The sequence below is a fragment of the Bacillus sp. 105MF genome, from assembly GCF_000374885.1.
Classification (GTDB): Bacteria; Bacillota; Bacilli; order Bacillales; family Bacillaceae_G; genus Bacillus_A; species Bacillus_A pseudomycoides.
On record NZ_KB895575.1, the window covers coordinates 1 to 24,693 of the forward strand.

General features: G+C 33.7%; 25 protein-coding genes. 19 read left to right on the plus strand and 6 right to left on the minus strand.

Features of this window, described 5'->3' with window-relative positions:
• Positions 1-193: 193 nt before the first annotated feature.
• Positions 194-556: a DUF3958 family protein gene (locus C564_RS0115395; protein ID WP_018765911.1), complete on the minus strand. Its 363-nt coding sequence runs from the start codon at positions 554-556 to the stop codon at positions 194-196.
• Between the two features lie 40 nt (positions 557-596).
• Complete coding sequence (locus C564_RS0115400) at positions 597-872, minus strand: TIGR04197 family type VII secretion effector (RefSeq protein ID WP_018765912.1); 276 nt, start codon at positions 870-872, stop codon at positions 597-599.
• Positions 873-1,303: 431 nt separating this feature from the next.
• Here C564_RS0115400 and C564_RS0115405 point away from each other — a divergent pair, with 431 nt between their 5' ends.
• From C564_RS0115405 to C564_RS0115440, 8 genes are all read left to right on the plus strand, one after another.
• Positions 1,304-2,272 carry a YbgA family protein gene (locus tag C564_RS0115405; RefSeq protein WP_018765913.1) on the plus strand — a complete coding sequence of 323 codons (969 nt, stop codon included), beginning with the start codon at positions 1,304-1,306 and terminating at the stop codon, positions 2,270-2,272.
• Between the two features lie 215 nt (positions 2,273-2,487).
• Positions 2,488-3,633, plus strand: a complete 1,146-nt coding sequence (locus tag C564_RS0115410) for an acyl-CoA dehydrogenase (RefSeq protein WP_018765914.1) — start codon at positions 2,488-2,490, stop codon at positions 3,631-3,633.
• 14 nt (positions 3,634-3,647) lie between these two features.
• The gene (locus tag C564_RS0115415; protein ID WP_018765915.1) at positions 3,648-4,985 is read left to right on the plus strand and encodes an acetyl-CoA carboxylase biotin carboxylase subunit; all 1,338 of its coding nucleotides are present in this window, start codon (positions 3,648-3,650) and stop codon (positions 4,983-4,985) included.
• A 26-nt stretch (positions 4,986-5,011) separates the two neighbouring features.
• Complete coding sequence (locus C564_RS0115420; protein ID WP_003197789.1) at positions 5,012-5,227, plus strand: acetyl-CoA carboxylase biotin carboxyl carrier protein subunit; 216 nt, start codon at positions 5,012-5,014, stop codon at positions 5,225-5,227.
• A gap of 22 nt (positions 5,228-5,249) precedes the next feature.
• Positions 5,250-6,161 (plus strand): hydroxymethylglutaryl-CoA lyase, encoded by a 912-nt coding sequence (locus C564_RS0115425; RefSeq protein WP_003197791.1) that lies wholly within the window; start codon positions 5,250-5,252, stop codon positions 6,159-6,161.
• A 4-nt stretch (positions 6,162-6,165) separates the two neighbouring features.
• Positions 6,166-6,954 (plus strand): enoyl-CoA hydratase, encoded by a 789-nt coding sequence (locus tag C564_RS0115430; RefSeq protein WP_003197793.1) that lies wholly within the window; start codon positions 6,166-6,168, stop codon positions 6,952-6,954.
• 2 nt (positions 6,955-6,956) lie between these two features.
• Positions 6,957-8,498: an acyl-CoA carboxylase subunit beta gene (locus C564_RS0115435; RefSeq protein WP_006094895.1), complete on the plus strand. Its 1,542-nt coding sequence runs from the start codon at positions 6,957-6,959 to the stop codon at positions 8,496-8,498.
• Between the two features lie 48 nt (positions 8,499-8,546).
• Positions 8,547-10,487 carry an AMP-binding protein gene (locus tag C564_RS0115440; RefSeq protein ID WP_018765917.1) on the plus strand — a complete coding sequence of 647 codons (1,941 nt, stop codon included), beginning with the start codon at positions 8,547-8,549 and terminating at the stop codon, positions 10,485-10,487.
• 201 nt (positions 10,488-10,688) lie between these two features.
• Here the strand turns inward: C564_RS0115440 and C564_RS0115445 are convergent, their stop codons facing one another.
• A complete protein-coding gene (locus C564_RS0115445; protein WP_003207215.1) occupies positions 10,689-11,369 on the minus strand; it encodes an ArsR/SmtB family transcription factor in 681 nt (226 codons plus the stop codon).
• A 94-nt stretch (positions 11,370-11,463) separates the two neighbouring features.
• Here C564_RS0115445 and C564_RS0115450 point away from each other — a divergent pair, with 94 nt between their 5' ends.
• The 5 genes from C564_RS0115450 (at position 11,464) to C564_RS0115470 (ending at position 14,955) form a co-directional block, all read left to right on the plus strand.
• Positions 11,464-12,078, plus strand: a complete 615-nt coding sequence (locus C564_RS0115450; protein ID WP_018765918.1) for a flavin reductase family protein — start codon at positions 11,464-11,466, stop codon at positions 12,076-12,078.
• Positions 12,079-12,101: 23 nt separating this feature from the next.
• Positions 12,102-12,632, plus strand: coding sequence for a GNAT family N-acetyltransferase (locus tag C564_RS0115455; protein WP_003197805.1), 531 nt, complete (start codon positions 12,102-12,104; stop codon positions 12,630-12,632).
• Between the two features lie 250 nt (positions 12,633-12,882).
• Positions 12,883-13,368, plus strand: coding sequence for a DinB family protein (locus tag C564_RS0115460; protein WP_018765919.1), 486 nt, complete (start codon positions 12,883-12,885; stop codon positions 13,366-13,368).
• A 23-nt stretch (positions 13,369-13,391) separates the two neighbouring features.
• The gene (locus tag C564_RS0115465) at positions 13,392-13,922 is read left to right on the plus strand and encodes a shikimate kinase (RefSeq protein ID WP_018765920.1); all 531 of its coding nucleotides are present in this window, start codon (positions 13,392-13,394) and stop codon (positions 13,920-13,922) included.
• A 265-nt stretch (positions 13,923-14,187) separates the two neighbouring features.
• Positions 14,188-14,955 (plus strand): glycosyltransferase, encoded by a 768-nt coding sequence (locus C564_RS0115470; protein ID WP_018765921.1) that lies wholly within the window; start codon positions 14,188-14,190, stop codon positions 14,953-14,955.
• Positions 14,956-15,015: 60 nt separating this feature from the next.
• On the opposite strand, the gene C564_RS0115475 is transcribed toward C564_RS0115470, so the two are convergent.
• From C564_RS0115475 to C564_RS0115485, 3 genes are all read right to left on the minus strand, one after another.
• Positions 15,016-16,026 carry a D-alanyl-D-alanine carboxypeptidase family protein gene (locus C564_RS0115475; protein WP_018765922.1) on the minus strand — a complete coding sequence of 337 codons (1,011 nt, stop codon included), beginning with the start codon at positions 16,024-16,026 and terminating at the stop codon, positions 15,016-15,018.
• A 713-nt stretch (positions 16,027-16,739) separates the two neighbouring features.
• The gene (locus tag C564_RS0115480) at positions 16,740-17,897 is read right to left on the minus strand and encodes a sensor histidine kinase (RefSeq protein ID WP_018765923.1); all 1,158 of its coding nucleotides are present in this window, start codon (positions 17,895-17,897) and stop codon (positions 16,740-16,742) included.
• Positions 17,887-18,579 carry a response regulator transcription factor gene (locus C564_RS0115485; protein WP_026008582.1) on the minus strand — a complete coding sequence of 231 codons (693 nt, stop codon included), beginning with the start codon at positions 18,577-18,579 and terminating at the stop codon, positions 17,887-17,889. Before C564_RS0115485 ends, C564_RS0115480 begins: the two co-directional genes overlap by 11 nt.
• 475 nt (positions 18,580-19,054) lie before the next feature.
• Between C564_RS0115485 and mtnN the strand changes: the two genes are divergently transcribed.
• The 6 genes from mtnN (at position 19,055) to C564_RS0115520 (ending at position 24,413) form a co-directional block, all read left to right on the plus strand.
• Positions 19,055-19,762 (plus strand): 5'-methylthioadenosine/S-adenosylhomocysteine nucleosidase, encoded by a 708-nt coding sequence (mtnN, locus tag C564_RS0115495; RefSeq protein ID WP_018765925.1) that lies wholly within the window; start codon positions 19,055-19,057, stop codon positions 19,760-19,762.
• A 46-nt stretch (positions 19,763-19,808) separates the two neighbouring features.
• Positions 19,809-20,444, plus strand: coding sequence for an SDR family oxidoreductase (locus tag C564_RS0115500; protein ID WP_018765926.1), 636 nt, complete (start codon positions 19,809-19,811; stop codon positions 20,442-20,444).
• A 26-nt stretch (positions 20,445-20,470) separates the two neighbouring features.
• A complete protein-coding gene (locus C564_RS0115505) occupies positions 20,471-21,322 on the plus strand; it encodes a GNAT family N-acetyltransferase (protein WP_026008583.1) in 852 nt (283 codons plus the stop codon).
• 169 nt (positions 21,323-21,491) lie between these two features.
• Complete coding sequence (locus C564_RS0115510) at positions 21,492-21,989, plus strand: SRPBCC family protein (protein ID WP_003197834.1); 498 nt, start codon at positions 21,492-21,494, stop codon at positions 21,987-21,989.
• Positions 21,990-22,452: 463 nt separating this feature from the next.
• On the plus strand, positions 22,453-23,031 hold the full coding sequence (locus C564_RS0115515) for a GNAT family N-acetyltransferase (protein WP_018765928.1): 579 nt from the start codon (positions 22,453-22,455) through the stop codon (positions 23,029-23,031).
• A gap of 575 nt (positions 23,032-23,606) precedes the next feature.
• Complete coding sequence (locus C564_RS0115520) at positions 23,607-24,413, plus strand: N-acetylmuramoyl-L-alanine amidase family protein (RefSeq protein ID WP_018765929.1); 807 nt, start codon at positions 23,607-23,609, stop codon at positions 24,411-24,413.
• Positions 24,414-24,693 lie beyond the last annotated feature (280 nt).

The following is a 24,693-nucleotide window of genomic DNA, read 5'->3' on the forward strand; positions in this document are numbered from 1 at the left end:
CCTTGTGCTAAAGGACGAAAGGTTTGTACAAAAAATGATTTTGCACTGCTATATGTTTGTCCTTGTAGAACCGTATCAATTGCAAAAGCGTCAATCGACTGAATAGCTTGTTCCATACCTCGAATGGTAGCGGTACATACAGCGTTCATACTTTGAGTTTAGCTTTGTACTTCGCCTAAATACATATTTAAACTCATGCATTGACCTCCCTTGCTAGTTGTTGTTGCTGACAGGAAAGGTCGTTTTCTAAGTCACTAAGGTCTCGCTTCTCTTTAAGCAACGTTTCTTTTTGGTTTTCCAATTCGAATGTAAGTTTTCGCTCAATGTGTTGTGCTTCTTGACGCATATTCATAAAAAAATGAGATAATTCTTTATCACCGTGCCAAGTTTCTAGAATTCGGTTAAATAAACGATTATTTCGATTTTTCCATTCGTGAAAATCTGCTTCCGCGTGTTCCTGAGTTTGAATCGCAGATTGATTCCGATCCTGTTCTTTGAATACACTTCGTAATTTTTGATTCAATTGATTGATTTGTTTTTCAATATCTTGACTCATCTTTTTCCTCCTACCGTTTTACTTTACGTAGGTTGTCACATTAGCGAAAAGTGTTGTGAAGTTCGTTATCCATTCTCTCAAACTCGTTAGCTACCGAATGAATATTAGCAACTGCTTGTTGAAAGGCAGCGGAAAATTGTTTCGTCAAATCTAACATTTGTTGATTTGCTTCTTGGGCTTGTGGGTTAACAGATAGCGTAGTAAGTTTTGACTTTTTAATAGACTTATTTGTCGCACTTTGGATAGTATCCGAAGCATTCCTCATTTGAGTAGCGATTTGTTGTGCCGCTTGAAAATTACTTTGAAATTGTCCCATCGCTTAAATCCTTTCTATATTTCTATGAACGCATTAATGAAGGGGAGTGCCTAGTATGTATGTCCATTATCTTACTGTTCTTCATAGGAACACTCCTGGAAAAAATACTGCGGATATAATTATAACAATAAATGGTTAAAAATTCCTCGAAAAATACAGTTTATGTCATATGTGTTTCTCGTAGTTCTTAACAGGCTGACAATATAATAGAGGTAAAAAGGGAGAAAAGAATATAATAGAAGAAATATAAAAAAGTGCTAACAAGTTTGCAAACGAACTTGCTAACACTTATATGAAATAGATATAAATTATCGCTGATATGTCACTGATATATAGTCATAATAAAAAGAGACAATACAAACTAACCTTGCTTAGAATACTCATCGTAGTACAATTTATATTATATGGATTAACGCCGCGGAGGTAATAAAATGCGACAATTTGCTAAACCAACAGTTGTTGTAAGTAAATGTTTAGAATTTGGTGCTTGCCGTTATAATGGAGATTTGATTCATGATGTGACAATTCGAAATCTACAGCCGTTTGTTACATTTATTCCGGTATGCCCTGAAGTGGAAATTGGATTAGGAATTCCACGTGAGACAATTCGGATTATCGAAGATAGTGGCATTCATAAGCTTGTACAGCCTTCGACAAGAAAAGATGTTACAGAGAGGATGCAACGGTTTTCTGATCAATTTTTAAGTACTTTACTGGATGTTGATGGTTTTATTTTAAAAAATCGTTCCCCAAGTTGCGGAACTAGAGATGTGAAAATTTATACAGGATATGAAAAATCACCAGTAAAAGAGAAGGGTGCTGGATTTTTTGGTGGAGCTGTACTAAAAAATTTTTCGCATATTGCAGTAGAAGAAGAAGGTAGATTGTCGAATTTTATTATTCGTGAACATTTCTTTACGAGGTTGTTTACAATTGCCCATTTCAAAACAATAAAACAGAGTAAAACTCTGAAAGAATTAGTATCATTTCAGTCAGATCATAAATATTTATTTATGGCATATAATCAGGTGAAACAAAAAGAATTAGGCCGTATTATTGCAAATCATGCAAAGGATAATATTGAAAATATCTTTGAGAATTACGAAAAAACCTTGTATGAATTATTGAAGCGAACACCTCGCTATACATCGAATATAAACGTATGTCAGCATATTTTTGGATATTTTAAAGATAAGCTAAACAAGCAAGAAAAAGAGTATTTTTTAACGCTACTTCAAAAATATGCAGATAAGAAAATACCTCTTAGCAATTTACTTGTAGTTTTAAAGTCGTGGGGCTTACGTTTTGAAGACCACTATTTATTACGACAAACATATTTTGAACCGTACCCTGAAGCATTAGTAGAAATTTCAGATTCCGGAAAAGGAAGAGATTATTAAAGAAAAAACCACATAATTCGACACTGTTATTCCTATGTTGTTGTAGAACAATGTAGGAATTTTTTTGTGCATGAGTACAGATTCTGTTTTAAAATTAAGTTATGACAGAATTATAACAATTATCTAACTACTATTCTTGTCTTTTAAAAGCAATGTTTGTAGTACAGACTCGCACGCTGTCGAAACTCAATATTCGATAAGGGGTGTGTAGCGGAATGGAATTTACTCTAACTCGCGAAAAACAAATGATTAAAGAAATGGTACGAGACTTTGCTGAAAAGGAAATTGCACCAAAAGCTGTGTATTATGATAAAACAGCTGAATTTCCATACGAAACGTTTCAAAAAATGGGCGAACTAGGATTATTAGGAATCCCATTCCCAGAAGAGTATGGAGGTTCTGGCGGCGATACTCTATCGTATGCGTTAGCTGTTGAAGAAATTGGCCGTGCTTGTGGCGGTACAGGTTTAAGTTATGCTGCAACAATTTCATTAGGTGCTTCTCCAATTTATTACTTTGGTACAGAAGAACAAAAGCAGAAGTATTTAGTTCCAATGGCATCTGGAAAAACATTAGGTGCTTTTGGTTTAACTGAACCGAATGCTGGATCCGATGCAGGTGGCACACAAACAAAAGCATTTTTAGATGGTGATGAATATGTGATTAGCGGTGAGAAGTGTTGGATTACGAATGCAGAGTATGCAAATACAATCATTGTAACCGCTGTCAATGGTGTCGAAGAAAATGGAAAAAAACGTATTTCTGCATTTATTGTGCCGACAACAAGTGAGGGATTAACGATTTCAAGTCCATACGATAAGATGGGTGTTCGTGCCTCTAATACTTGTGAAATCGTACTTGATGGTGTTCGTGTACCGAAAGAGAATATTCTTGGTGATGTAAATAAAGGATTTAAACAATTCTTATATACACTTGATGGAGGGCGTATTTCAATTGCAGCATTAGCTGTAGGAATTGCACAGTCTGCTTTTGAGCGTGCACTTCAATATGCAAAAGAGCGTCAGCAATTCGGAAAAACGATTTCTAATTTCCAAGCGATTCAATTTAAACTGGCTGATATGGCTACTGAAGTGGAATTGGCGCGTAATTTAGTACATAAAGCGGCTTGGTTAAAGGATCATGATAAACCTTTCGGTAAAGAAGCGGCTATGGCAAAGTTATTTGCATCTGAAGCAGCAAGTCGTATTGCGAATCAAGCAGTGCAAATTCATGGTGGATATGGTTATATGCGTGAATATGAAGTAGAGCGTCATATTCGTGATGCGAAGCTTTTAGAAATTGGTGAAGGAACTTCTGAAATTCAACGTCTCGTAATCGCAAGACATTTAGGGTGTAGATAAAAGGAGGATTCACTATGTTTCAAAAAATATTAATCGCCAATCGTGGCGAAATTGCAGTTCGAATTATAAAAACATGTCAAAAACTTGGAATTCGTACAGTTGCTATTTATTCAGAGGCAGATGAAAATGCACTTCATGTAAAACTAGCAAATGAGGCTTATTTGGTTGGCGGTCCACGTGTCCAAGAGAGCTATTTAAATCTCGAAAAGATTATAGAAATTGCTAAGAAAACAAATACTGAAGCGATTCATCCAGGATATGGATTGTTATCAGAAAATCCTTCCTTCGCGGTTCGCTGTAAAGAAGAAGGAATTGTATTTATTGGTCCTTCTGAAGAAATCATTGCTAAGATGGGAAGTAAAATCGAGTCACGTTTGGCAATGCAAGAAGCAAATGTTCCAGTTGTACCAGGAATCACAACGAATATTGAGACTGCTGAAGAAGCGATTGAAATTGCAAAACAAATTGGTTATCCATTAATGCTGAAGGCATCCGCGGGCGGCGGGGGCATTGGAATGCAGTTGATGGAAACTGAGCAAACGCTCACCAAAGCATTCGAGAGCAATAAAACGCGTGCACAAAACTTTTTTGGTAATGGTGAGATGTACTTAGAGCGATACATTGCAGATGCGCATCATATTGAAATTCAACTTTTAGCTGATACACATGGCAATACAGTTTATTTATGGGAACGTGAATGCTCTGTACAACGCCGAAATCAAAAAGTAATTGAAGAAGCACCGTCTCCATTTTTAGATGAAGAAACACGTAAAGCGATGGGGAAAGTTGCTGTACAAGCAGCAAAAGCTCTTGGCTATACAAATGCAGGTACGGTTGAATTTCTTGTGGATGATAAGAAAAACTTCTATTTCTTAGAGATGAATACAAGGTTACAAGTGGAGCATCCTGTTACTGAAGAAATTACTGGTCTAGATCTTGTTGAACAACAATTACTCATTGCGTCTGGTGAAAAGCTTTCCTTTACGCAGGAGGATATAATTCGTAGTGGTCATGCCATTGAAGCACGTATTTATGCAGAAGATCCAAAAACATTTTTCCCATCACCTGGGAAGATTACGGACCTAACGTTACCAGAAACAGTGCGGATTGATCACTTTTTAGAAAATAATGTTACAATCACACCGTTTTACGATCCGATGATTGCAAAAGTGATTACTCATGGTGAAACGCGTGAAGAAGCAATTGAAAAATTACAGGATGCACTTCAAAACTTGAAAGTAGAAGGCATTAAGACAAATACATCCATGCTATTGCAAGTGCTAGAAGATGAAGTGTTCCAAAGTGGTATTTATACAACAAGTTTTGTAACAAAACAACTTGTAAAAAAATAAGGTTTATGAATATTAAAGGGGGAAAAATGATGACAAAAGTATATGCATCGATGGCAGGTAATGTTTGGAAAATTGTTGTGGGAATAGGAGATACAGTAGAAGAAGAACAGGATGTCGTCATTTTGGAATCTATGAAAATGGAAATTCCAATCGTTTCAGAAGAAGCAGGGACAGTTATGAAAATAAATGTGCAAGAGGGCGATTTTGTTAATGAAGGAGATGTATTGGTAGAGATTGAATAGGGAGAAGAAGGGGTGAAATGTATTGAAGCTACCTACTTTTGCTGTCATTAAAGAAGTGGGACCACGTGATGGTTTGCAAAATGAAAAGAAAATTGTTGGCACAAAAGATAAAGTGAAATGGATTCAATTACTTTCAGAAGCTGGATTATCATATATTGAAGTTTCCTCTTTTGTTCACCCGAAATGGGTTCCTGCTTTAGCTGATGCGAGTGATGTATTTACAGAGTTAAAGCGGAATTCAGATATTACATATGCTGCGCTTGTTCCAAATCAAAATGGTTTGGAACGAGCTCTTTTGCAAAATGTAGATGAGGTGAATGTTTTTTTATCAGCGAGTGAATCACATAATAAAAGTAACATCAATAAGTCCATTAAAGAAGCGCTATCTGTTATCCAAGATATTACAAAGCAAGCAGAGTTTGCGGGTAAAAGAGTAAGAGGTTATGTTTCTACTGTATTTGGTTGTCCTTATGAAGGAGATGTGAGCATTGATGCTGTAGACGAGTTATGTAATCAACTCTTCTCATACGGCATTTATGAAGTCTCGTTGGGAGACACGATTGGTGTAGCAAATCCATTGCAAGTAGAACGAGTATTGGAACATTTACTTAAAAAATATGATTCTTCTCAATTTGCGATGCATTTTCATAATACCTACGGGATGGCACTTGCAAACGTCGTTCAGTCATTGGAATACGGTGTTACGACATTTGATAGTTCCTGTGGTGGGCTTGGTGGTTGTCCGTATGCACCAGGGGCATCAGGTAATGTCGCGACTGATGATTTAGTACATATGCTCCACAAAATGGGCGTACAAACAAATATAAATGAAGAAAAGTTATTAAAGGCTAGTCAATTTATTCAAAGTAAGCTAAATATTCAATTGCCAAGTCATGTGTATAAAGCATTGCAACATAAAACAATAAGTAGGTGATAAAATGCTACAATTACAAAACATTTCAGTAGATTATGTAACACCGCATATCGTAAAAATAACATTAAATCGCGAACGGCAAGCAAACTCATTATCTCTTGCACTATTAGAAGAGTTGCAATCTACATTAAATCATATTAATGAAGAAGCCGATGTTCGCGTTGTCATTTTAACAGGCTATGGTGAAAAAGCATTTTGTGCCGGAGCTGATTTAAAAGAACGTGCCAATATGAATGAGGAGCAAGTACGTCATGCAGTTGGGATGATTCGTTCTACAATGGATATGGTTGAGCAATTATCACAACCTGTTATTGCTGCAATAAATGGAATTGCACTTGGTGGTGGTACCGAGTTAAGTTTAGCGTGTGATTTTAGAATTGCGGCAGAAACAGCAAGCCTTGGACTCACTGAAACATCTCTAGCTATCATCCCAGGAGCTGGTGGGACGCAGCGTCTCCCAAGACTAATTGGTGTTGGCAGGGCAAAAGAATTAATTTATACAGCAAGACGTATTTCAGCGCATGAGGCGAAGGAATATGGAATGGTAGAGTTTGTGGTACCAGCTAACTTACTAGAAGAAAAAGTAATTGAAATTGCAAGAAGCATTGCGAGTAATGGACCAATTGCCATTCGATTAGCAAAAGAAGCAATCTCAAATGGGGTACAAGTAGATTTGCATACCGGATTACAAATGGAAAAGCAGGCGTATGAAGGTGTAATCCATACGAAAGATCGATTAGAAGGACTACAAGCATTTCAGGAGAAACGTAAACCAGTGTATAAGGGGGAGTAAATGTGCTAGAACAAAAACAACAATCGAATGCATTTCAAGAACGTGTTGAAACAATTAAACAAGGTGGGGCACCAAAATATCATGAACAAAATAAAGCAAAAGGAAAAATCTTTGTTCGAGATCGCTTAGCTCTTCTATTTGATAATGGTGAATATGTAGAAGATGCATTATTTGCTAATTGTGAGCAAACAGGCTTACCGGCAGATGGTGTTGTAACTGCTACTGGTAAAATACATGGTCGTACTGTATGTGTCATGGCAAATGATTCAACAGTTAAAGCAGGGTCTTGGGGTTCTCGAACTGTTGAAAAAATCTTACGCATTCAAGAAACAGCTGAAAAGTTACGTGTACCACTTTTTTATCTTGTTGATTCTGCAGGTGCTCGTATTACTGACCAAGTTGAAATGTTCCCAGGGCGCCGCGGTGCGGGACGCATTTTTTATAACCAGGTGAAGCTATCAGGTAAGGTACCACAAATTTGTTTATTGTTTGGTCCTTCTGCAGCTGGAGGTGCTTATATTCCTGCTTTCTGTGACGTTGTCATGATGGTTGAAGGAAATGCTTCTATGTATTTAGGTTCTCCGCGTATGGCTGAAATGGTTATTGGTGAAAAAGTAACACTAGAGGAAATGGGCGGCGCTCGTATGCATTGCTCGGTATCAGGATGCGGAGATGTATTATGTAAGACAGAAGAAGATGCGATTGCTCAGGCAAGACAATATATTTCATATTTTCCAAGTAACTATCAAGAAAATGCTCCTATGACTAAGCCTCAAGAACCAAAACAGTTCGAAAAAACGTTAGAACAAATCATCCCAGAAAATCAAAATGCTCCTTTTAATATGAAAGATCTTATTAATCGTATTATCGATGAAGGTTCTTTCTTTGAAGTGAAAAAATTATTTGCACAAGAACTTATTACAGGATTAGGCCGAATTGATGGGAAGCCTATTGGTATTGTTGCAAATCAACCGCGTATGAAAGGCGGTGTATTATTCCACGATTCTGCTGATAAAGCAGCGAAGTTTATTAATTTATGTGACGCATATCATATTCCATTATTATTCCTTGCGGATGTACCTGGATTTATGATTGGAACGAAAGTTGAGAGAGCTGGTATTATTCGTCACGGTGCGAAAATGATTTCTGCTATGAGTGAAGCCACAGTACCGAAAATTTCAATCGTTGTTCGTAAAGCATATGGTGCTGGTCTATATGCAATGGCAGGCCCAGCTTTCGAACCAGATTGTTGTTTAGCGTTACCAACGGCTTCCATTGCTGTAATGGGACCAGAAGCTGCTGTTAATGCCGTATATGCGAATAAAATCGCAGCATTACCAGAAGAAGAGCGTGCAAGCTTCATTGCAGAAAAACGTGAAGAGTATAAAAAAGATATCGATATTTATCGCCTAGCATCAGAAATGGTGATTGATGGTATTGTTCATCCGAATGATTTACGTGAAGAACTAAAGAAGCGTTTCGAAATGTACATGAGTAAATATCAAGTGTTTACAGATCGAAAACATCCAGTTTATCCAGTATAAAAGCCCTATTAAGGGCTTTCTTGTTCGAAAAATGAGGAGGGGAAAACATTGAAACAAGCCGTTTGGTTTCCAACAGAAGAATATAAAGATAAAACACGTCTATATGGGTGGATGAAATCGCTTGGCTATGAAGATTATGAAGCATTTTATAACAAGTCAATTGAAGAAACTGGATGGTTTTGGGGAGAAGCGGAACGTGCAGTTGGTTATCAATGGATGAAGCCGTATACAGAAGTATTAGATTTAGAAAACGGTACACCATTCGCTCAGTGGTACACTGAGGGAACGTGTAATGTAGTAGAATCTGCTTTATCTCGTTGGCTTGCAGATGAAGAAACAAAACAACAACCTGCCCTCATGTACGAAGGGGAAAACGGAACAACAAAATCATTTACATATGAAGAGCTCGATAGCTGGGTGAGCCGAGTTGCAAATGGACTAAAGCATTCCGGAATTGAGAAAGGTGATCGCGTAACGATTTATATGCCAATGATTCCTGAAACAGTTGTTGCCATGCTGGCAGTAATGAAAATAGGTGCGATTATTTCTCCAATTTTTTCAGGATTTGCTTCTGATGCAGTCATGACGCGTGTACAGGCAGCAGGATCCAAAATGATTATTACAGCGGATGGATTCTCGCGCCGTGGTAAAATCGTTTCATTAAAAGATGAGGTAGATAAAGCGTGCGAACATTGTCCATCTGTTGAGAAGGTTGTAATTGTACGTCATGCTGGAAATGATTTTACACCTCATAATTATGATCTTTTATGGAGCGTTTTAGAAAAAGAAAAACCACTTACACATGCTGAAGAAATGAAAAGTGATGACCCGCTTATGCTCATTTATACATCTGGGACGACTGGTAAGCCAAAAGGAACAGTACACACGCACGCTGGATTTCCTCTGAAATCTGCATTTGATGCAGGGTTTGGTATGAATATTAAGCAAGGTGATCGTGTATTATGGGTTACTGATATGGGCTGGATGATGGGACCGTTCTTATTATTTGGTTCACTTATTAATGGTGCAACAATGGTAATGTATGAAGGAGTTCCAGATTATCCGGAAGCAGATCGATTATGGGAAACGGTTGATCGATATCAAATTACGCATCTTGGGATTTCACCAACATTAATTCGAGCATTGATGGCAAAAGGTGATGAGTATGTAAAGAAACATTCCCTAGCAAGTTTAGAAGTTTTTGCATCAACAGGTGAACCTTGGAATCCTGACCCTTGGATGTGGCTTTTTGAAACAGTTGGTAAAGGGAAGGTGCCAATTTGTAATTATTCAGGTGGAACAGAAATTTCTGGTGGGATCTTTGGAAACGTTTTAGTTAAACCAATTGCACCGATTAGTTTCAATGCATCTTTACCTGGAATGGCAGCTGTTGTATTAGATGAACAAGGTAATCCAATTCGTGATGAAGTTGGAGAATTATGTTTAGAAAAACCATGGGTCGGAATGACAAAAAGCTTCTGGGGAGATGACGAGCGCTACGTTAATACGTATTGGTCACGTTTTGAAAATAAGTGGGTGCACGGTGATTGGGTAATCTATGACGGAGAGCAATATATCATTACAGGACGTTCTGATGATACATTAAATATTGCCGGGAAGCGTATTGGACCAGCGGAATACGAATCAATTCTTGTAAAGCATCATGATGTAATAGAAGCAGCAGCAATTGGTGTACCAGATGAAGTAAAAGGCGAAGTTTGTCACTGCTTCATTGTTTTACGTGAAGGAACTATATTTACACATGAATTAAAGATAGAGTTATTAAATTTAGTAAACTCTCACATTGGAAAAGCGTTATGTCCAAAGGATATTCATGTTGTAGAAGACTTACCGAAAACACGCAATTCTAAAGTAATGAGACGAGTAATTAAAGCAGCTTACTTAGGGAGAGAATTGGGAGATTTATCTTCACTTGTAAATCCGGAAGTTGTCTCTTATATTCAGGGATTACAATCTAGTCAAATATAAAACAAAACATGAGCCCCGTATAAAAGGGGCTCATGTTTTGTTTTATGATGGATAGATTTTTTGTATTGAGAATCTCCTTTAATATGAATGAAAAGCACATACATTATCTATGCCAAATTGAAATAAAGATTAATGTTGTAGTTCCTTTGCCGAATAATTCATGTATAAGTCTATAAATATGGGAATTGTTCATCTATAAAACTAAAGTTTTATAGAAAAAGTTTCATAAATTTTTTGCTGTCCTAATGAAGTTATGTGTATTGCTCTTGATTGTTCGAACTTAGTAATCCAATTTTGTTCTAACATTCGTACCAGAATTGCATTTCCCAGTGCACCTGCAATATGGTGTTGTCTCTCGGTCCAATCTAAACAACATCTGGAGAATGCACGTCTTTTATTGTGTAATCGTTCTAAGTTCACACCGAAATCTGAAAAAAATGCTTCACCGACTTTTGTTACTGCAAATTCAGTATCCTTTTTTATTAATATTTGTTTATTTAATAAAGCATTTGTAATCTCAACTCCTAATTTTCCTGCTAAATGATCATAGCATGTTCTTGCATATTGAATTTCTTTATTTTCTTTTGCTTGTTTAAAAGATCGAATTGGTTCGCAGGGGGCAATGTATAATAGCTTTTCTAGTGATTCTGCTAGCTCATGATTTGCCAATTTGTAATAACGATGTCTGCCATGCTTTTCTACTTCAACAATTTGTGCCTCATATAATTTATTGAGATGAAAACTGGCTGTTTGTGGTTTGATTTTTGCAACATATGCTAATTCAGTAGCGGGATGGGCTCGTCCATCCATAAGGTGAACCAAGATGGTTGCTCGTGATGTATCACTAATTAAGGAAGCGATTTTCGCTATATTTTCATTCATCCTCTTCACTCCTTTTTTACATCCATATTTCGATGATAATGGAAGTCTTTATGTTTTACAATACAGATAAAGAATCAAAATTAGGAGTGATAATATGAATTCGGAAATAAGTAAACTATTATGCAAAGAGATACAGCCAAAGATTTTATATTATGGAATGCCAATTTATTTATTATCAACATTAAATGAAGATGGGACAACAAATATCAGTCCAATGTCTTCTTCATGGGCATTAGGAAAATATATGATTTTAGGCATTGGTTTGGGAGGGAAATCGGTTGGAAATCTTGAAAGGAGTAGAGAATGTGTTATTAATTTCCCTTCTGCATTGCAGTGGAAACAAGTAGAAAAAATCGCACCCTATACTGGAGTAGAACATGTCCCAGTTTATAAACAAGAAATGGGGTATACATATCAAAAAGATAAATTTACAATGGCTGGTTTTACACCATTGGATTCACAGTCAGTAAAGCCACAACGTATTAAAGAATGCCCACTACAAATCGAAGCAAACGTAAAACAAATTAGGATTCCAGAATATGATCCTTTCTTTGCAATTGTTGAAACCGAGGTTGTTCATGTACATGCGCATGAAGAGATAATAAAAGGGGAAAACCATATTGATCCGCAAAAATGGAGTCCGTTATTTTATAATTTTAGACATTATTTTTCAATAGGAGAAGAGTTAGGGAAGAATTATCGAGCTTGAAATCTTAAAAGGAGTCAGGGGAAATGATCAAACTTGAGTATTTTGAAAGAAACAATTTTAAGCAACTTATAGATTGGATTGATTCGGAAGAGTTTTTATTACAATGGGGCGGTCCGGCATTTTCATACCCATTACAGAACAAACAATTAGAGAAGTATATAGCGAATGCAAATTATGAAAATGCAAATGTATTTGTTTATAAAGTGATAGATCAAGAAACGAAAAAGGTTATTGGGCATATTTCACTTGGGAAAATTGACCGAATAAATAAATCTGCAAGAATTGGGAAAGTTTTGGTTGGTGATACAAGTATGAGGGGAAAATCTATTGGGAAAAAGATGATGGAAGCAGTGCTCAATGTTGCATTTGTACAATTAAAATTACATAGAGTCTCTCTCGGAGTGTTCGATTTTAATTCAGCTGCTATTACATGCTATGAAAAAGTGGGATTTGTAAAAGAAGGGTTATTAAGAGATGCGAGGAAAATAGGAGATGAATATTGGAATTTGTGGGAAATGAGTATTTTGGAATATGAATGGTTTAATAGAATGTAACTAAAATTTATCTTAAAATGATATGATGTAACTGATGAAGAAGATATTAAACTAATTGGAAAAATTATAAAAATCTAATTTGGTTTCTTTTAAGTGCTCAGGTATAAAATTATAGCTATTTATCTTTCAAACGAATACTCTATTGATATGTTCTTGGATAGCGCTCAATAGTACTATAAAATAAAAGAATTTTCTGTATAAGTAATATAATGGTATTAACTGGATACATATTAAAAAGGAGCGATATTTAGTGGAAACTTTATTTCGATACAATTGGCAAGTAAGAGATCAATGGTTTGAATGGTGTAAACAGCTTTCCGAAGAAGATTTACTCTGTAAACGTGTTGGAGGAGTAGGGAGTATTTTAGAAACTTTATTTCATATTGTAGATGTAGAGTATAGCTGGATACGTGCGCTTCAAGGGAAAGCAGATTTCGAACTGAAGTTTGAAGATTATAGAACGCTAGAAAAAGTGAAGCAGCTTTCTGATTCCTTTCGAACTAAAATAGAAGACTTTACACAAACAGGGTCAAGTAATTTAGAGAATAAAATATTAACAGCCTCATGGACTGATGAGACGTTCAAATATGGCGAGGTTCTACGTCATTTGATTGCTCATGAGATCCATCATATTGGTCAATTATCTATTTGGGCAAGACAATTGAATCTTCAGCCTGTGTCAGCAAATTTAATTAGAAGAGGTTTAATGAAAGAAGCTGGGAATTCTATTTTGTAAAAATCTATAAAGTGGTGGTTGTTTTGAAAAGTATTATACCTAATAAAATTCATATCATTGGTTCTGTTGGAAGTGGAAAAACAACCTTAGCAAGAGCATTATCTTATCAATTAAATATTCCTTATTATGAGCTAGATAATGTTGTTTGGAGAAGGACTAAAAATGGAGATATAAGAAATACACCTAAGGAAAGAGATGAACAACTTTACAATATTGTAAATTCAAATGCTTGGATTGTTGAAGGTGCCCATCATAAATGGGTATCGCAAAGCTTTCAAAAAGCAGATTTAATCATATTCTTAGATGTAAGTGTAGTGAAGAGGATAGTCAGAATAATAAAAAGATTTATTTTGCAGTTACTTAACCTGGAAAAGGCTAACTATAAGCCCACATTTAAAATGTTAATGAAAATGTTTAAGTGGACGAATGATTTTGAAAAAGATAGTAAATCAGAAATTTTGAGGATGTTAAAACAGCATGAGGAGAAATTGATTATTCTGAAAGATAATACAGAGATGAAAGTATCGAGAGTAGGATTGTCACGCTTAAATTGAGACATTTTAATCGGAAAAGTTGTGATTTAAATGAAGATATAAAGCGAAAACACCAAGATATTAGATGTGAGTCCTATACCTTGGTGTTTTTTTGAAAAAGTACATACATTAAGAAAAAACTTTTTGTTTTATAGACTTCAATCATTTCAAAAATAGTAAGGCTTTGTTCATAGTACAACTTGAATAAGCAACGGCGTAATAAGTCGGTTGTAAATATAGTAAGAAAATGAATTGATAAATAAGGTTTACATAGGAGAGATATGATATGGATAGAAATGGTTGTTTTGTCGGAACAGATGGTGAACAAGATGTTAAGTTTTCCATTATCATACCTGCACACAATGAAGAAAAATATATTGGTAGATGTCTTGATTCCATTGTGGTTGCATCCAAATTTTATAAAAATCAAGTCGAGGTAATTGTTGTATTAAATCGTTGTAGTGATTGCACAGAAGAAATTGCACAATCTTATCATTGTATAACTTTACAAGATGAGAATAAGAACCTATCTAAAATTAGAAATGCTGGGGCGAAAATAGCTCGAGGAGAAATCATTGTTACAATTGATGCTGATAGCTGGATGAGTGAGAATATGTTAAGAGAAATAGATAAGCATTTAAAAACTGGAAAATATATAGGAGGGGGAGTAAAAGGGAAATTTGAACGTATTTCATTAGGAATTATTGTTTCAGGATTATTGTTAATTATTCCTCTCATTTTCAAATATGGATTCGTTTCTGTCGGAATGTTTTGGTGTTATAGAAAGGATTTTGAAGCAATTGGTGGTTTTAATGAGGATTTATTAATGGCTGAAGATGCGGAATTTGCAATGCGTTTAAAAAAATACGGTAAGATCCATGGAAAAGGCTTTACTACCATTAAAAAAGCTTATATGACAACATCTTGTAGAAAATTTGATGAGCATGGTGATTGGACTTTAGTAAAGAGACCTCAAATTATTTTGGCATATTTAAAGGGAACAAATAAAAAGTATGCAGATGAATTATACTATGAAAAGAAAAAAGGGAAATAAGGAAAACCGACTTTTTTAGAAAATACAAGCCGGTTTTTTTATGTGAAAGAGGCTTTTTAGTTAAAAATCCTCTGAATCTTTTTTTCGTATATGTACGAATAGTGAAATGGAAATAATAACAAAAATTATTATTGTTTGTAAAAATAGATTTTTAAACTGAAGCAGAGATATCCACGATATCAAATAATCCTTAACAGATTGAAGAGATGGAAGGTGAGTAGGCTCGGAACCATAAGTAAATAGTTTTTTTGCTTCAATAAAAGCACTATTTTCTCCATTTGCCTCCATTACAATCGAAATAAACCTCTTGTTTCCTTGTTTTGCTGTACTAGCAAAACTATATCCAGCAGGATTTGAAAAGCTAGTTTGTAAACCATCGACTCCTTTGAATTTTATTTTACTATCAAGTGAATACAACATTTTATTTGTATTGAAAACATGTATATCTTTGAAGGTGAATTGATAAGAAGTTAATTGGGTGATTTCTAATATCATAGGATAATCCGTTATTAAATGCTGGGCTAGTTTCGAGGCATCTAAGGCTGTTATTTTAGATTCTTCTTGTTTATTTATTACACCGGTTGCATTTGCAAAATACGTTTTATTAGATAATCCTAATTGTGTCGCTTTTTCATTCATTAAATTCGTAAAGTCTTGTTCGTTTTTTGAAATATGTTCTGCTAAAAATACGGCCGCACTATTATCAGATGCAAGAACCATTGCATGAAACAAATCTCGAATCGTTATTTGATCTTCAAAAGTTATATCGATATTATTTCCTTCCATTTGAATGGAAGAATTACTTATTTTTACACGATCATCCCACTTGATTTTTCCTTTTTGTATTTGTTCTAACACAATATACTCTGTCATCATTTTTGATAAACTTGCTGAGGAGAAAGGGGTATCTTCATTTTTTTTATATACAATCTCTTCTGATGTTGCATCTATTAAAATAGCTGATTTCGCTTTAATTAAAGGTCCGTTTACATAGAAATAAAAATAAAAAACAAGAATTGCAGTAATAAGAAAAGACAATATAAGAAGCATCAAATTCTTAAAATGTTGCATAAGCTATCCTCCTTGTATATCGATATTACTAGTGTAAAAATTAATCTTTAACTAGGAGGAAAGAAAAGGTAAAGAATTTCTAAAGAATTATAAGGAATATATAAATTTTGGATAATTATGGTCATCATGAGGAAATAAACATGTATTTTCACTCACATTTAAACATAAAGAAGATTTAGTAGTAGAGGACAGGAATGAATTAGTAATGGATAAATTAAGAATTCTTAAAGAGTAAATTTTTTCAATTTATTTAACGTAGAAGTAAATTATGAAGTGGAAGTAACAGTTAGAGGTGGAGAATTCTCTTAAGTACAGTGGGAGAAAGTAAAGAATCATTTGGAATTATTGGAAAAAAATCAACTTTCGCAGGTACAAACTGTTATTTAATACAATCTACTTAAATAAACAAACTGATTCCAAATCAGTTTGTTTATTTCTCACTATTCTTTAGTCCCTAAAACATCTGTATTTGGAGGCTCATAACCCATCTGGCGTGCCATAGTTACAATCCCTGTGAAATGCGTACATTCTAGGTTTTTATTTTTTATATTGATAGTGATAAGTTGATAGATCGGAAATAAAACCCCATGGAATTTTTCCATGGGGTTTATCAATCAACACAACAAAATCACTATTATATTTAGAATATAGTACTTTTCTTGTTCTAATAGGTGATTTTTTAGTGGATTTTTAGTTGTTGAGATAAATGCTTTTTATTGCTTATATGAAAGAAGCTTCACAGTAAATGTTGTTTGTTCAGTATCGCTATATACCTCAATCGTTCCATCGTGAATCTCCACAATACTTTTTGCAATCGCTAATCCAAGGCCTGATCCTCCCGTGTATGCAGAACGGGATTTTTCAACACGATAGAAGCGTTCAAAAATATGTGCTAAATCTGTACTTGGGATAGGCTGTCCGTAATTTGTAATATCGATTACAATCATGTTTCCGTCTTGATAAGCTGTTATATCAATAAATTTCCCATCATTACCATACGTTATAGCATTCATAATTAAGTTCTCAAATACACGTACTAATTTATCTCCATCAGCAAGGACCATAAGTTTTTCTGGTGGAAATGAAAGTCTACACTCAATATTGGCTTCCTGGAATTGCATACGAAATTGAACAGATAGTTGACCAAGTAGTTCAATTATATCAATAAGTACAGTATTTAGTTGTAACTCGTTATTTTGAACACGCGTATACTCAAATAAGTCATTCATTAGCATGTTTAATCGATTTACTTTGTCATAAATAACTTGAATATAATGACGTAATTCTACTTCATCTCTGTAATTATCATGATGTATGAGATTAACATAGCCAACTATGGATGTTAGCGGTGTCCGTAAGTCATGTGATACATTTGTGATGAGTTCACTTTTGGCTTGTTCAGTTTGACGTTCTTCTTCAATTGAAACTTTTAACTGCTCTACAATGTGATTGACACCAGTTGCTAAGTCTTCTAAATAATTATGTTGTAAAATAGATACTTTATGATTAAAATTACCATCCGCAATATAACGAATTTCGTCAATCATTTGCTTTATGCATACTTCATAATATAGTTTTTTTTCGTGACGATAGAAAATATAAACATAGAATGAAAAAATTGAGAATAAAAACAGATAGGATCCCATCATTGTCCAAAGAGACTCCTTTAATCCCATATACTTTTCGTAGCCGACGATTCTGACAAATTCTCCACTTAATGCCGTTAATATAAGGGAACTGTCAATTACACTCGTAACAAGACGGGATATGACAACCTCGGTAATTGGTGTAAGCAAAATAGATATTAAAAGCCAAAAAACAATTTTCCATTTCGGAATGACTTTTAATATGTCAAATGTCTCATTTCTCAATTTTATAACCTACTCCCCAAACAGTATGGATGAGTTTTTCACCATTCGTTCCTGTTTCAAGTTTTTCTCTTAGGTTACTAATATGAACCATTACAGTTTTATTGGAACCATAACCATCCTCATTCCAAACTCGTTCAAATATTTCCTCTGAACTAAATACTCTACCAGTATTGCTGGCAAGTAAATATAAGATATCAAATTCAATAGATGTAAGTTTAATATACTCTCCATTCACTTTCACAGTATGATTATGTTTATGTATTTCAACAGAGCGGATGCGAATAATACCATCATCATTAAGTGATGTAACTTGTTGGAATGAAGATCTACGTAATAGCGCTTTAACTCTAGCTATTAATTCTAATGGATTAAAGGGCTTAATCATATAATCATCTGCACCTGTCATAAGACCTAGGATTTTATCCATATCTTCGGCTTTTGCACTTAGCATAAGAATAGGTACCGTATTTTCTTCTCTAACTTGCTGGCAAACTTCTAGTCCATTTCGTTTTGGCATCATAATATCTAATATCATAAGGTCAATCTGATGAAGTGAGAGCATGTGTAACGCTTCATCACCATCATATGCTTTATAAATGCTGTAGCCTTCATTTCGTAAATAAACGGCTAGTAATTCTACAATTTCTTTATCATCATCAATAATTAAAATGTTTCTTTCCATCATATACTTAATTCCTTTCTTTGCATTCCCTCATCATTAATATAATAACAAACATTTAGGCATTTGGGAGTTAAGATCATACATAAAATTTCATGTAACGTATTAAAAAGGATTTAAAAAATACATCACTAATAAAAACAACAGGATAATTTGTTTCCTTATGATATGTTGAAACAAAGTTTTATTGAGGAGAAAGTAGCGTGTTACATAAAAAACTATATACATTTGAATCCAGTGGAGCTTGGAAAAGGGATATAAAAAAGTTTTTATTAGATTGGGATTTGAAATATAAAATAAGTGGAATTTGAATTATTTAAAAGGAATAGTAGATTAGAAAGGATCTAGAAGAGGATGTGAAGTACTTACGAAGAATAAAGAATTAATAAGGTATTTACATAAAAAATGGATTCCATGTTATGAGCGAAAAAACATTGGTGAATTATACAAATGAAAATAGGGGGAAGTGAAAAGTGTAATGAAACGTATTGCAATTGTATCCGCATGGGAACCAGAGCTTACATACTTGTATCAGTATTATCCAAGCCATCGTGTAGAAAAACGAGCTGCTTGGGAATTTCATTTTCATTCTATAAATGAATTAGAAATAATCTCTGTAATTACTGGTGTTGGAAAAGTGAACTGTGCTAGTTGCGTACAGTTACTAATAAGTGAATTTAAGCCTGAACAGTTATTTATGACAGGCATTTGCGGAAGTTTATCTGAGAAAGTAAAAAATGGTCATATTGTTGTTGCACTTAACACACTACAGCATGATGTAACCGCTGCGGGAACAGGAACGGATAGTTTCGATTTATATACTGGTAGAGCAGCTCCTATTGAAACAACGAAATACCTTGTAAGACAAATAAAAAAAGTGCGTGCTTATGATCCAGTACATTTTGGAACTTTCATATCCGGAGATCAGCGTATTCGCAGTACGGAAATGAGATATTTACTACATACTGTATATGGTGCAATAGCTGTTGATCAAGAAATAGCTGCTTTTGCATACGTATGTCATGTGAATAAAAAGCCTTTTCTTTGTTTGAAAGCAGCTTCAGATCAGGCAAATGATAAAACTGTAGAGGAACAAAAGGTGTTTAAAATGTTAGCCTGTGAGAGAGCATGTGAATATTTAATTGCGTTTTTACGCGTTTACGAATTAACTACATCTCATCAATAATACGATGTATAAATCTATATTCTTTAAAAGGAGCCTAACTTTAGTCATGAAAATAATAAATAAAGTAGCAATTATCGGTGCAAACGGAGAGGCTGGTAAATACCTTATAACTCAAGTACTACAAGAAGGATACTTTGTACGTATTCTCACACGAAATCCACAAATATTTAAAATATCGCATAAACATTTGGAAGTTGTAAAAGGAGATGCTCGCGATATTTCTGCAATACGTCGATTACTACAAGGCTGCAAGGCTGTTATTAATGCAGTGGGGAAACCTAAAAAAGAATCATATATATTTAGTACGGTGACAAATCATATTTTAAAAGTAATGGAAGAATACAGAATCAAGCGATATATTCTTGTTTCTGGAGGATCATTGGATGTACAAGGAGATCAAAAAAGTATATTAAATAAACTAGGAACAATGTTATTTCGTGTGTTTCTTTCGAATATGATGAAAGATAAGTATAAGGAATTACAAGTGATACAAAATAGCAATGTGGATTGGACTATTGTGCGGTTACCTTTTGTTGTAGACGGACAAGGAAGTGGTAAAATCAAAGAGAGTATCAGAGATTTACCAGGGATTAAGATTCAAAATGGAGATATTGCGCCGTTTGTTATAAAGCAAATTAATGATGAAATGTATAGAAAAAAATGTCCATTTATTTCAAATTAGTGGGAAAGGTAGATGAAAATTTTACTATGTTTCATTATAAAAAATGTAGCGAAGCAGATATAGATTTAGTATACGAGGCTTTTCGAGATGGTTTTTCTGATTACATTATAAAGATGGAAGTTTCAAAAGAAGACTTTATAAAAAGATTTTTCGGTCCAGAAGGTAATAAACTTGAGCATTCTTATATAGCGTTAGATGAAAATAAACCAATTGGAGTTATACTTGGTGGAATTAAAGAATATGAAAGTATAAAAACAATGCGATGTGGCACATTAGCGGTTCATCCGGACTATCGAGGGGTTGGCGTTAGTCATAAATTATTTGAATTTCATAAAGAAGAAGCGATAAAAAATGGATGTCAGCAACTTTTTCTTGAAGTCATTGTCGGTAATGATAGAGCGATTCAATTTTATACGAAGTTAGGGTATGAAAAAGTATATGATCTGTCTTACTATAACTTGAGGGACACTTCTATTTTGACAAGTAAGAGTGTACAAAATATAGAAATAAAGCAAATTAAATTTGGCGAATTTCAAAACGATATACAAAAATGGTTAAACTTCCATATAAATTGGCAAAATGATATCGATTATATAGAGAAAACTGAAAATAATACGTATTATGGAGCTTATATTAATGATGATTTAAAAGGATGTATATGTGTTAGTGACAATGGTAAGATAAATTTATTATTTGTTGATAAAAAATATAGAAGAATTAGAGTGGCTACAAGTCTATTACAAACTGTAAGCAAAGAATTACAGCTTTCCAGTCTTTCTATTGGATTCCCTAATAATGGTTTACTTGAAGGGTTTGTAAAAAAATGTGGATTCGAGAAAAGTTCGTTGGCTCAGTATGAAATGTATTATACATTGTAACGTTTAGAGGAAAATAGAAAAATCTTTTAGCTGCATACTTTAAAAGAAATTGAAGGGTTTATATTTTTATAGACATCATAAGTTTTTATTTGCTTTTTCATGTGTTTTGTGTGAAATTTTTAAAAAACGAGCGTATGTTTGTTTTTCGAGTTTAAATGGAGGTATGACTATGTTAGCTCTAATAGAGAAAATAGATAATGAATATGTAGCTCAATTTAACCGTTCATTAAATCATGCAGTAGAACAAGTTTGGGCTGTATTAACAGAGAATGATAAACTAGCAAGATGGATGCCCAACCTTTATGTAGAGAATCTACGAAAAGGAGGTATTATAAAATTTGATATGATGGATGGCTCAGGGAATTTTATTGATATCAATATTTTAGACTGTCAAGTAAATTCTGTATTAGAATTTACTTGGGGAGAAGATCGTGTTCGATTTGAAGTACATAAAAATCCAGATGGTTGTCTATTAATATTAAAGGAATTTATTCATGAAATAAATGAACACACACCAAAAGATTTATCTGGATGGCATATATGTTTAGAAATTTTTTCTTCTGTATTAGATGGTCATGACATGGATTTTCCAAAAGATGAATGGGAAAAATGGTATAAAAGATATAAGTTAGTAATTAATAAAATCGAAAATAATGATTTAAATTAATCGTATTATTATGTGATAATTACAGATTAAAAAAGCTTTTATCGTGAAATAAAAACTGTTGATTATATTGATGGAATGAAATAAATACAGAAAAGAGTACATAATTGTTAACAATAATAAAAAACAGCGCATAAGTTTGATTTGCAATGTTCTCGACAAAAAATGATTAAATTACATTTCTCTTAGATTGATTAACTGATGCCTAATACAAAAAGCAACAAAACAGGAGAAAACTTGCTTTGTTGCTTTTTAAATACACTTAAATTTCATAAAGAGGAACACAGTGTAGATTGCAATATAAATGTAAAATTAGCACAAATTATCAAAAAAAACTTTTGTTTGAATTATAAAATGTGAATATACAGAGGGTTGAGGAATGTATCACTTTGAAAGAATACAAAACCTAAATATATTGAAAAGAACTTATAAGACCAATTAAGGAATAACCTAAGGAGAGAATAAAATGAATATTGAAATGGTTTTTGGAGATTTCCCAGTATTGGAATCTGTTAATCTAGTATTAAGAAAAATCGAAGAGGTACACTTACAGGAATTATATTCGATCTACGACAATGACAAGGTATTTGAATATGGCGGTATCATTCCTAAACATAACTTACAAACGGTAAGAAAGATGATTGGTCATTTTGATAGGGATTATCATAAAAAAAGCAGAATTAAATGGGGTATCCTTCAGAAGAATCAAAGTGATAAATTGGTTGGAATTATTGAATCTATGGATTTTAATCAAAAAGTGAACATGGTATCTATTGGATACTTTTTGGTAGAGGATTATTGGGGTAAGGGCATTGCAACTGAATCTGTTCGTATGGTAGTAAAATTTTTATTTGAAGAAGTTAATGTAAACAGAATTCAAGCAGAGGTCATGCCTGTAAACGAGGTTTCAAAGAAAGTCCTCTTAAAGAACGGTTTTATAAAAGAAGGGGTGTTAAGACAAGCTTCTTTATGGTCTGGTAAAGGAGTGATTGATTTAGAAATATATGGAATCCTTAAAGAGGACTACATACAAAATTTCAATTAAAATGATAAACCTATTTATTTTCATCTCGCTTTAATGGGATAAAATTTAAAGAAAGAAAAAAGTTAGGTAGTGGATAAAGCCGCGCTGATTAAAGTTTCACTTTATCAAGGATAGTATTAATGTAGGTGTTATTAAATTTGATTATATCAAGATTTTATTATGTAATTATAATACCTTAAAAATAGAATTATAGATACAATTAACCCCCTAGGTAATGGAGAATTGATTCTCACGTTATGTCATTGTTTAAATTAAATTTGTTCTTCGAAATAATAGTAATATATAGGAGGGACTAATGTTTAAAATAAGAGGGTTTTCAAAGCTCTAATGAACAGAGTGGAGAAATGAAATTTTGGAGTCGTCCTGATTTTTTTATTATTTAGTTCTTATTATTATGAAAAACTTTTTTGTGAGGCAATATGTTTTTCTGAAACCATTTTATACGCAACTTGTTATATCCAAGTTCCAATGTTTTTATATTTATTTTATATTCGAACTACACTCATTGTGGTAATATATTTTAATAGAGTATATTTTTACCAAATTACTCTTAACATTATCATAGGGGGATACATATGAAAAAAAGAATAGTTTCAGTTATTTTATCGTCTGCTATTTTATTTCCTACTATTTCACATGCACAGGAAAATTCTAAGCAAGAAAAACAGAATCAAAGATTTCAAAAAACACCTGCTGTACAACAGCAAAAATCAATTCATATAAAAACAGAACTTTCACCAGAAATAAGGAATAGTGATATTAAAGGAAATAAACATGGTATTCAATACTCTAACCAAGAACGTAATATGGTCAAAGCTCCAAGAAATGGATGGTTCTCTTATAATGGATACTGGTATTATTTTAAAAATGGATCGTTATATCATGGTTGGCTACAAGACGGAGGGAAATGGTATTTTTTATTGAATGGTTCCGGGGCAATGGCAACAGGATGGTATAAGGTGGATGGCAAAAACTATTATTTTAATTCCAGTGGTCAAATGCAGACAGGTTGGGTACATGACGGTGTAAGTTGGGCATATTTTAAAGCGGACGGCTCACAGCAAGCTGGTTGGTTTCAAAATGGTGGGTATTGGTATTATTTACCTAAAGATAAATATATGAGTACTGGCTGGAATCATATTGATGGAAAGCTTTATTATTTTAATTCCAACGGTCAAATGCAAACAGGTTGGGTACATGATGGTGTAGGTTGGGCTTATATGAAACAAGATGGATCACAACATGTTGGATGGTTAAAATATGATGGCAAGTGGTATCATTTTTATGCAGGATATCATATGACTAGTGGTTGGATTTTATTAGATGGTTATTATTATTATTTTGATGCAAATGGTATTTTACAATATTCTCAGAAAGCTTGATGTAATTACATAGAAGGAATTTTCTACCCTTTCTTAATGAGTAGGAGTTTATGAGGATTTGTTTATTGAGATTCGATCCCCAGAAAAAGATTTTAATAAGCGGTGTTATCTGATTAAAAGTGAAGGGTTAAAACGAAAAAGCACATTATTGTGCTTTTTTCGTTTTAACAATCATTTAATAGTTCAGTTAGAAGTAAAAGCTTATCCAAAAATATCAAGGCCAATCACTTCATTATTAGCCTCATCGACGACCAAGACAATTTGTTCAGCAAATGTCTGA

Bases quoted from the DNA above. Each gene is read 5' to 3' on its own strand.
- C564_RS0115475 (WP_018765922.1), bottom strand. From the start codon at position 16,026: ATGCAACATTTTAAGAATTTGATGCTTCTTATATTGTCTTTTCTTATT.
- C564_RS0115470 (WP_018765921.1), top strand. From the start codon at position 14,188: ATGGATAGAAATGGTTGTTTTGTCGGAACAGATGGTGAACAAGATGTT.
- mtnN (WP_018765925.1), top strand. From the start codon at position 19,055: ATGAAACGTATTGCAATTGTATCCGCATGGGAACCAGAGCTTACATAC.
- C564_RS0115505 (WP_026008583.1), top strand. From the start codon at position 20,471: ATGTTTCATTATAAAAAATGTAGCGAAGCAGATATAGATTTAGTATAC.
- C564_RS0115510 (WP_003197834.1), top strand. From the start codon at position 21,492: ATGTTAGCTCTAATAGAGAAAATAGATAATGAATATGTAGCTCAATTT.
- C564_RS0115430 (WP_003197793.1), top strand. From the start codon at position 6,166: ATGCTACAATTACAAAACATTTCAGTAGATTATGTAACACCGCATATC.
- C564_RS0115420 (WP_003197789.1), top strand. From the start codon at position 5,012: ATGATGACAAAAGTATATGCATCGATGGCAGGTAATGTTTGGAAAATT.
- C564_RS0115520 (WP_018765929.1), top strand. From the start codon at position 23,607: ATGAAAAAAAGAATAGTTTCAGTTATTTTATCGTCTGCTATTTTATTT.
- C564_RS0115405 (WP_018765913.1), top strand. From the start codon at position 1,304: ATGCGACAATTTGCTAAACCAACAGTTGTTGTAAGTAAATGTTTAGAA.
- C564_RS0115485 (WP_026008582.1), bottom strand. From the start codon at position 18,579: ATGGAAAGAAACATTTTAATTATTGATGATGATAAAGAAATTGTAGAA.
- C564_RS0115445 (WP_003207215.1), bottom strand. From the start codon at position 11,369: ATGAATGAAAATATAGCGAAAATCGCTTCCTTAATTAGTGATACATCA.
- C564_RS0115415 (WP_018765915.1), top strand. From the start codon at position 3,648: ATGTTTCAAAAAATATTAATCGCCAATCGTGGCGAAATTGCAGTTCGA.
- C564_RS0115455 (WP_003197805.1), top strand. From the start codon at position 12,102: ATGATCAAACTTGAGTATTTTGAAAGAAACAATTTTAAGCAACTTATA.
- C564_RS0115395 (WP_018765911.1), bottom strand. From the start codon at position 556: ATGAGTCAAGATATTGAAAAACAAATCAATCAATTGAATCAAAAATTA.
- C564_RS0115500 (WP_018765926.1), top strand. From the start codon at position 19,809: ATGAAAATAATAAATAAAGTAGCAATTATCGGTGCAAACGGAGAGGCT.
- C564_RS0115450 (WP_018765918.1), top strand. From the start codon at position 11,464: ATGAATTCGGAAATAAGTAAACTATTATGCAAAGAGATACAGCCAAAG.
- C564_RS0115410 (WP_018765914.1), top strand. From the start codon at position 2,488: ATGGAATTTACTCTAACTCGCGAAAAACAAATGATTAAAGAAATGGTA.
- C564_RS0115400 (WP_018765912.1), bottom strand. From the start codon at position 872: ATGGGACAATTTCAAAGTAATTTTCAAGCGGCACAACAAATCGCTACT.
- C564_RS0115515 (WP_018765928.1), top strand. From the start codon at position 22,453: ATGAATATTGAAATGGTTTTTGGAGATTTCCCAGTATTGGAATCTGTT.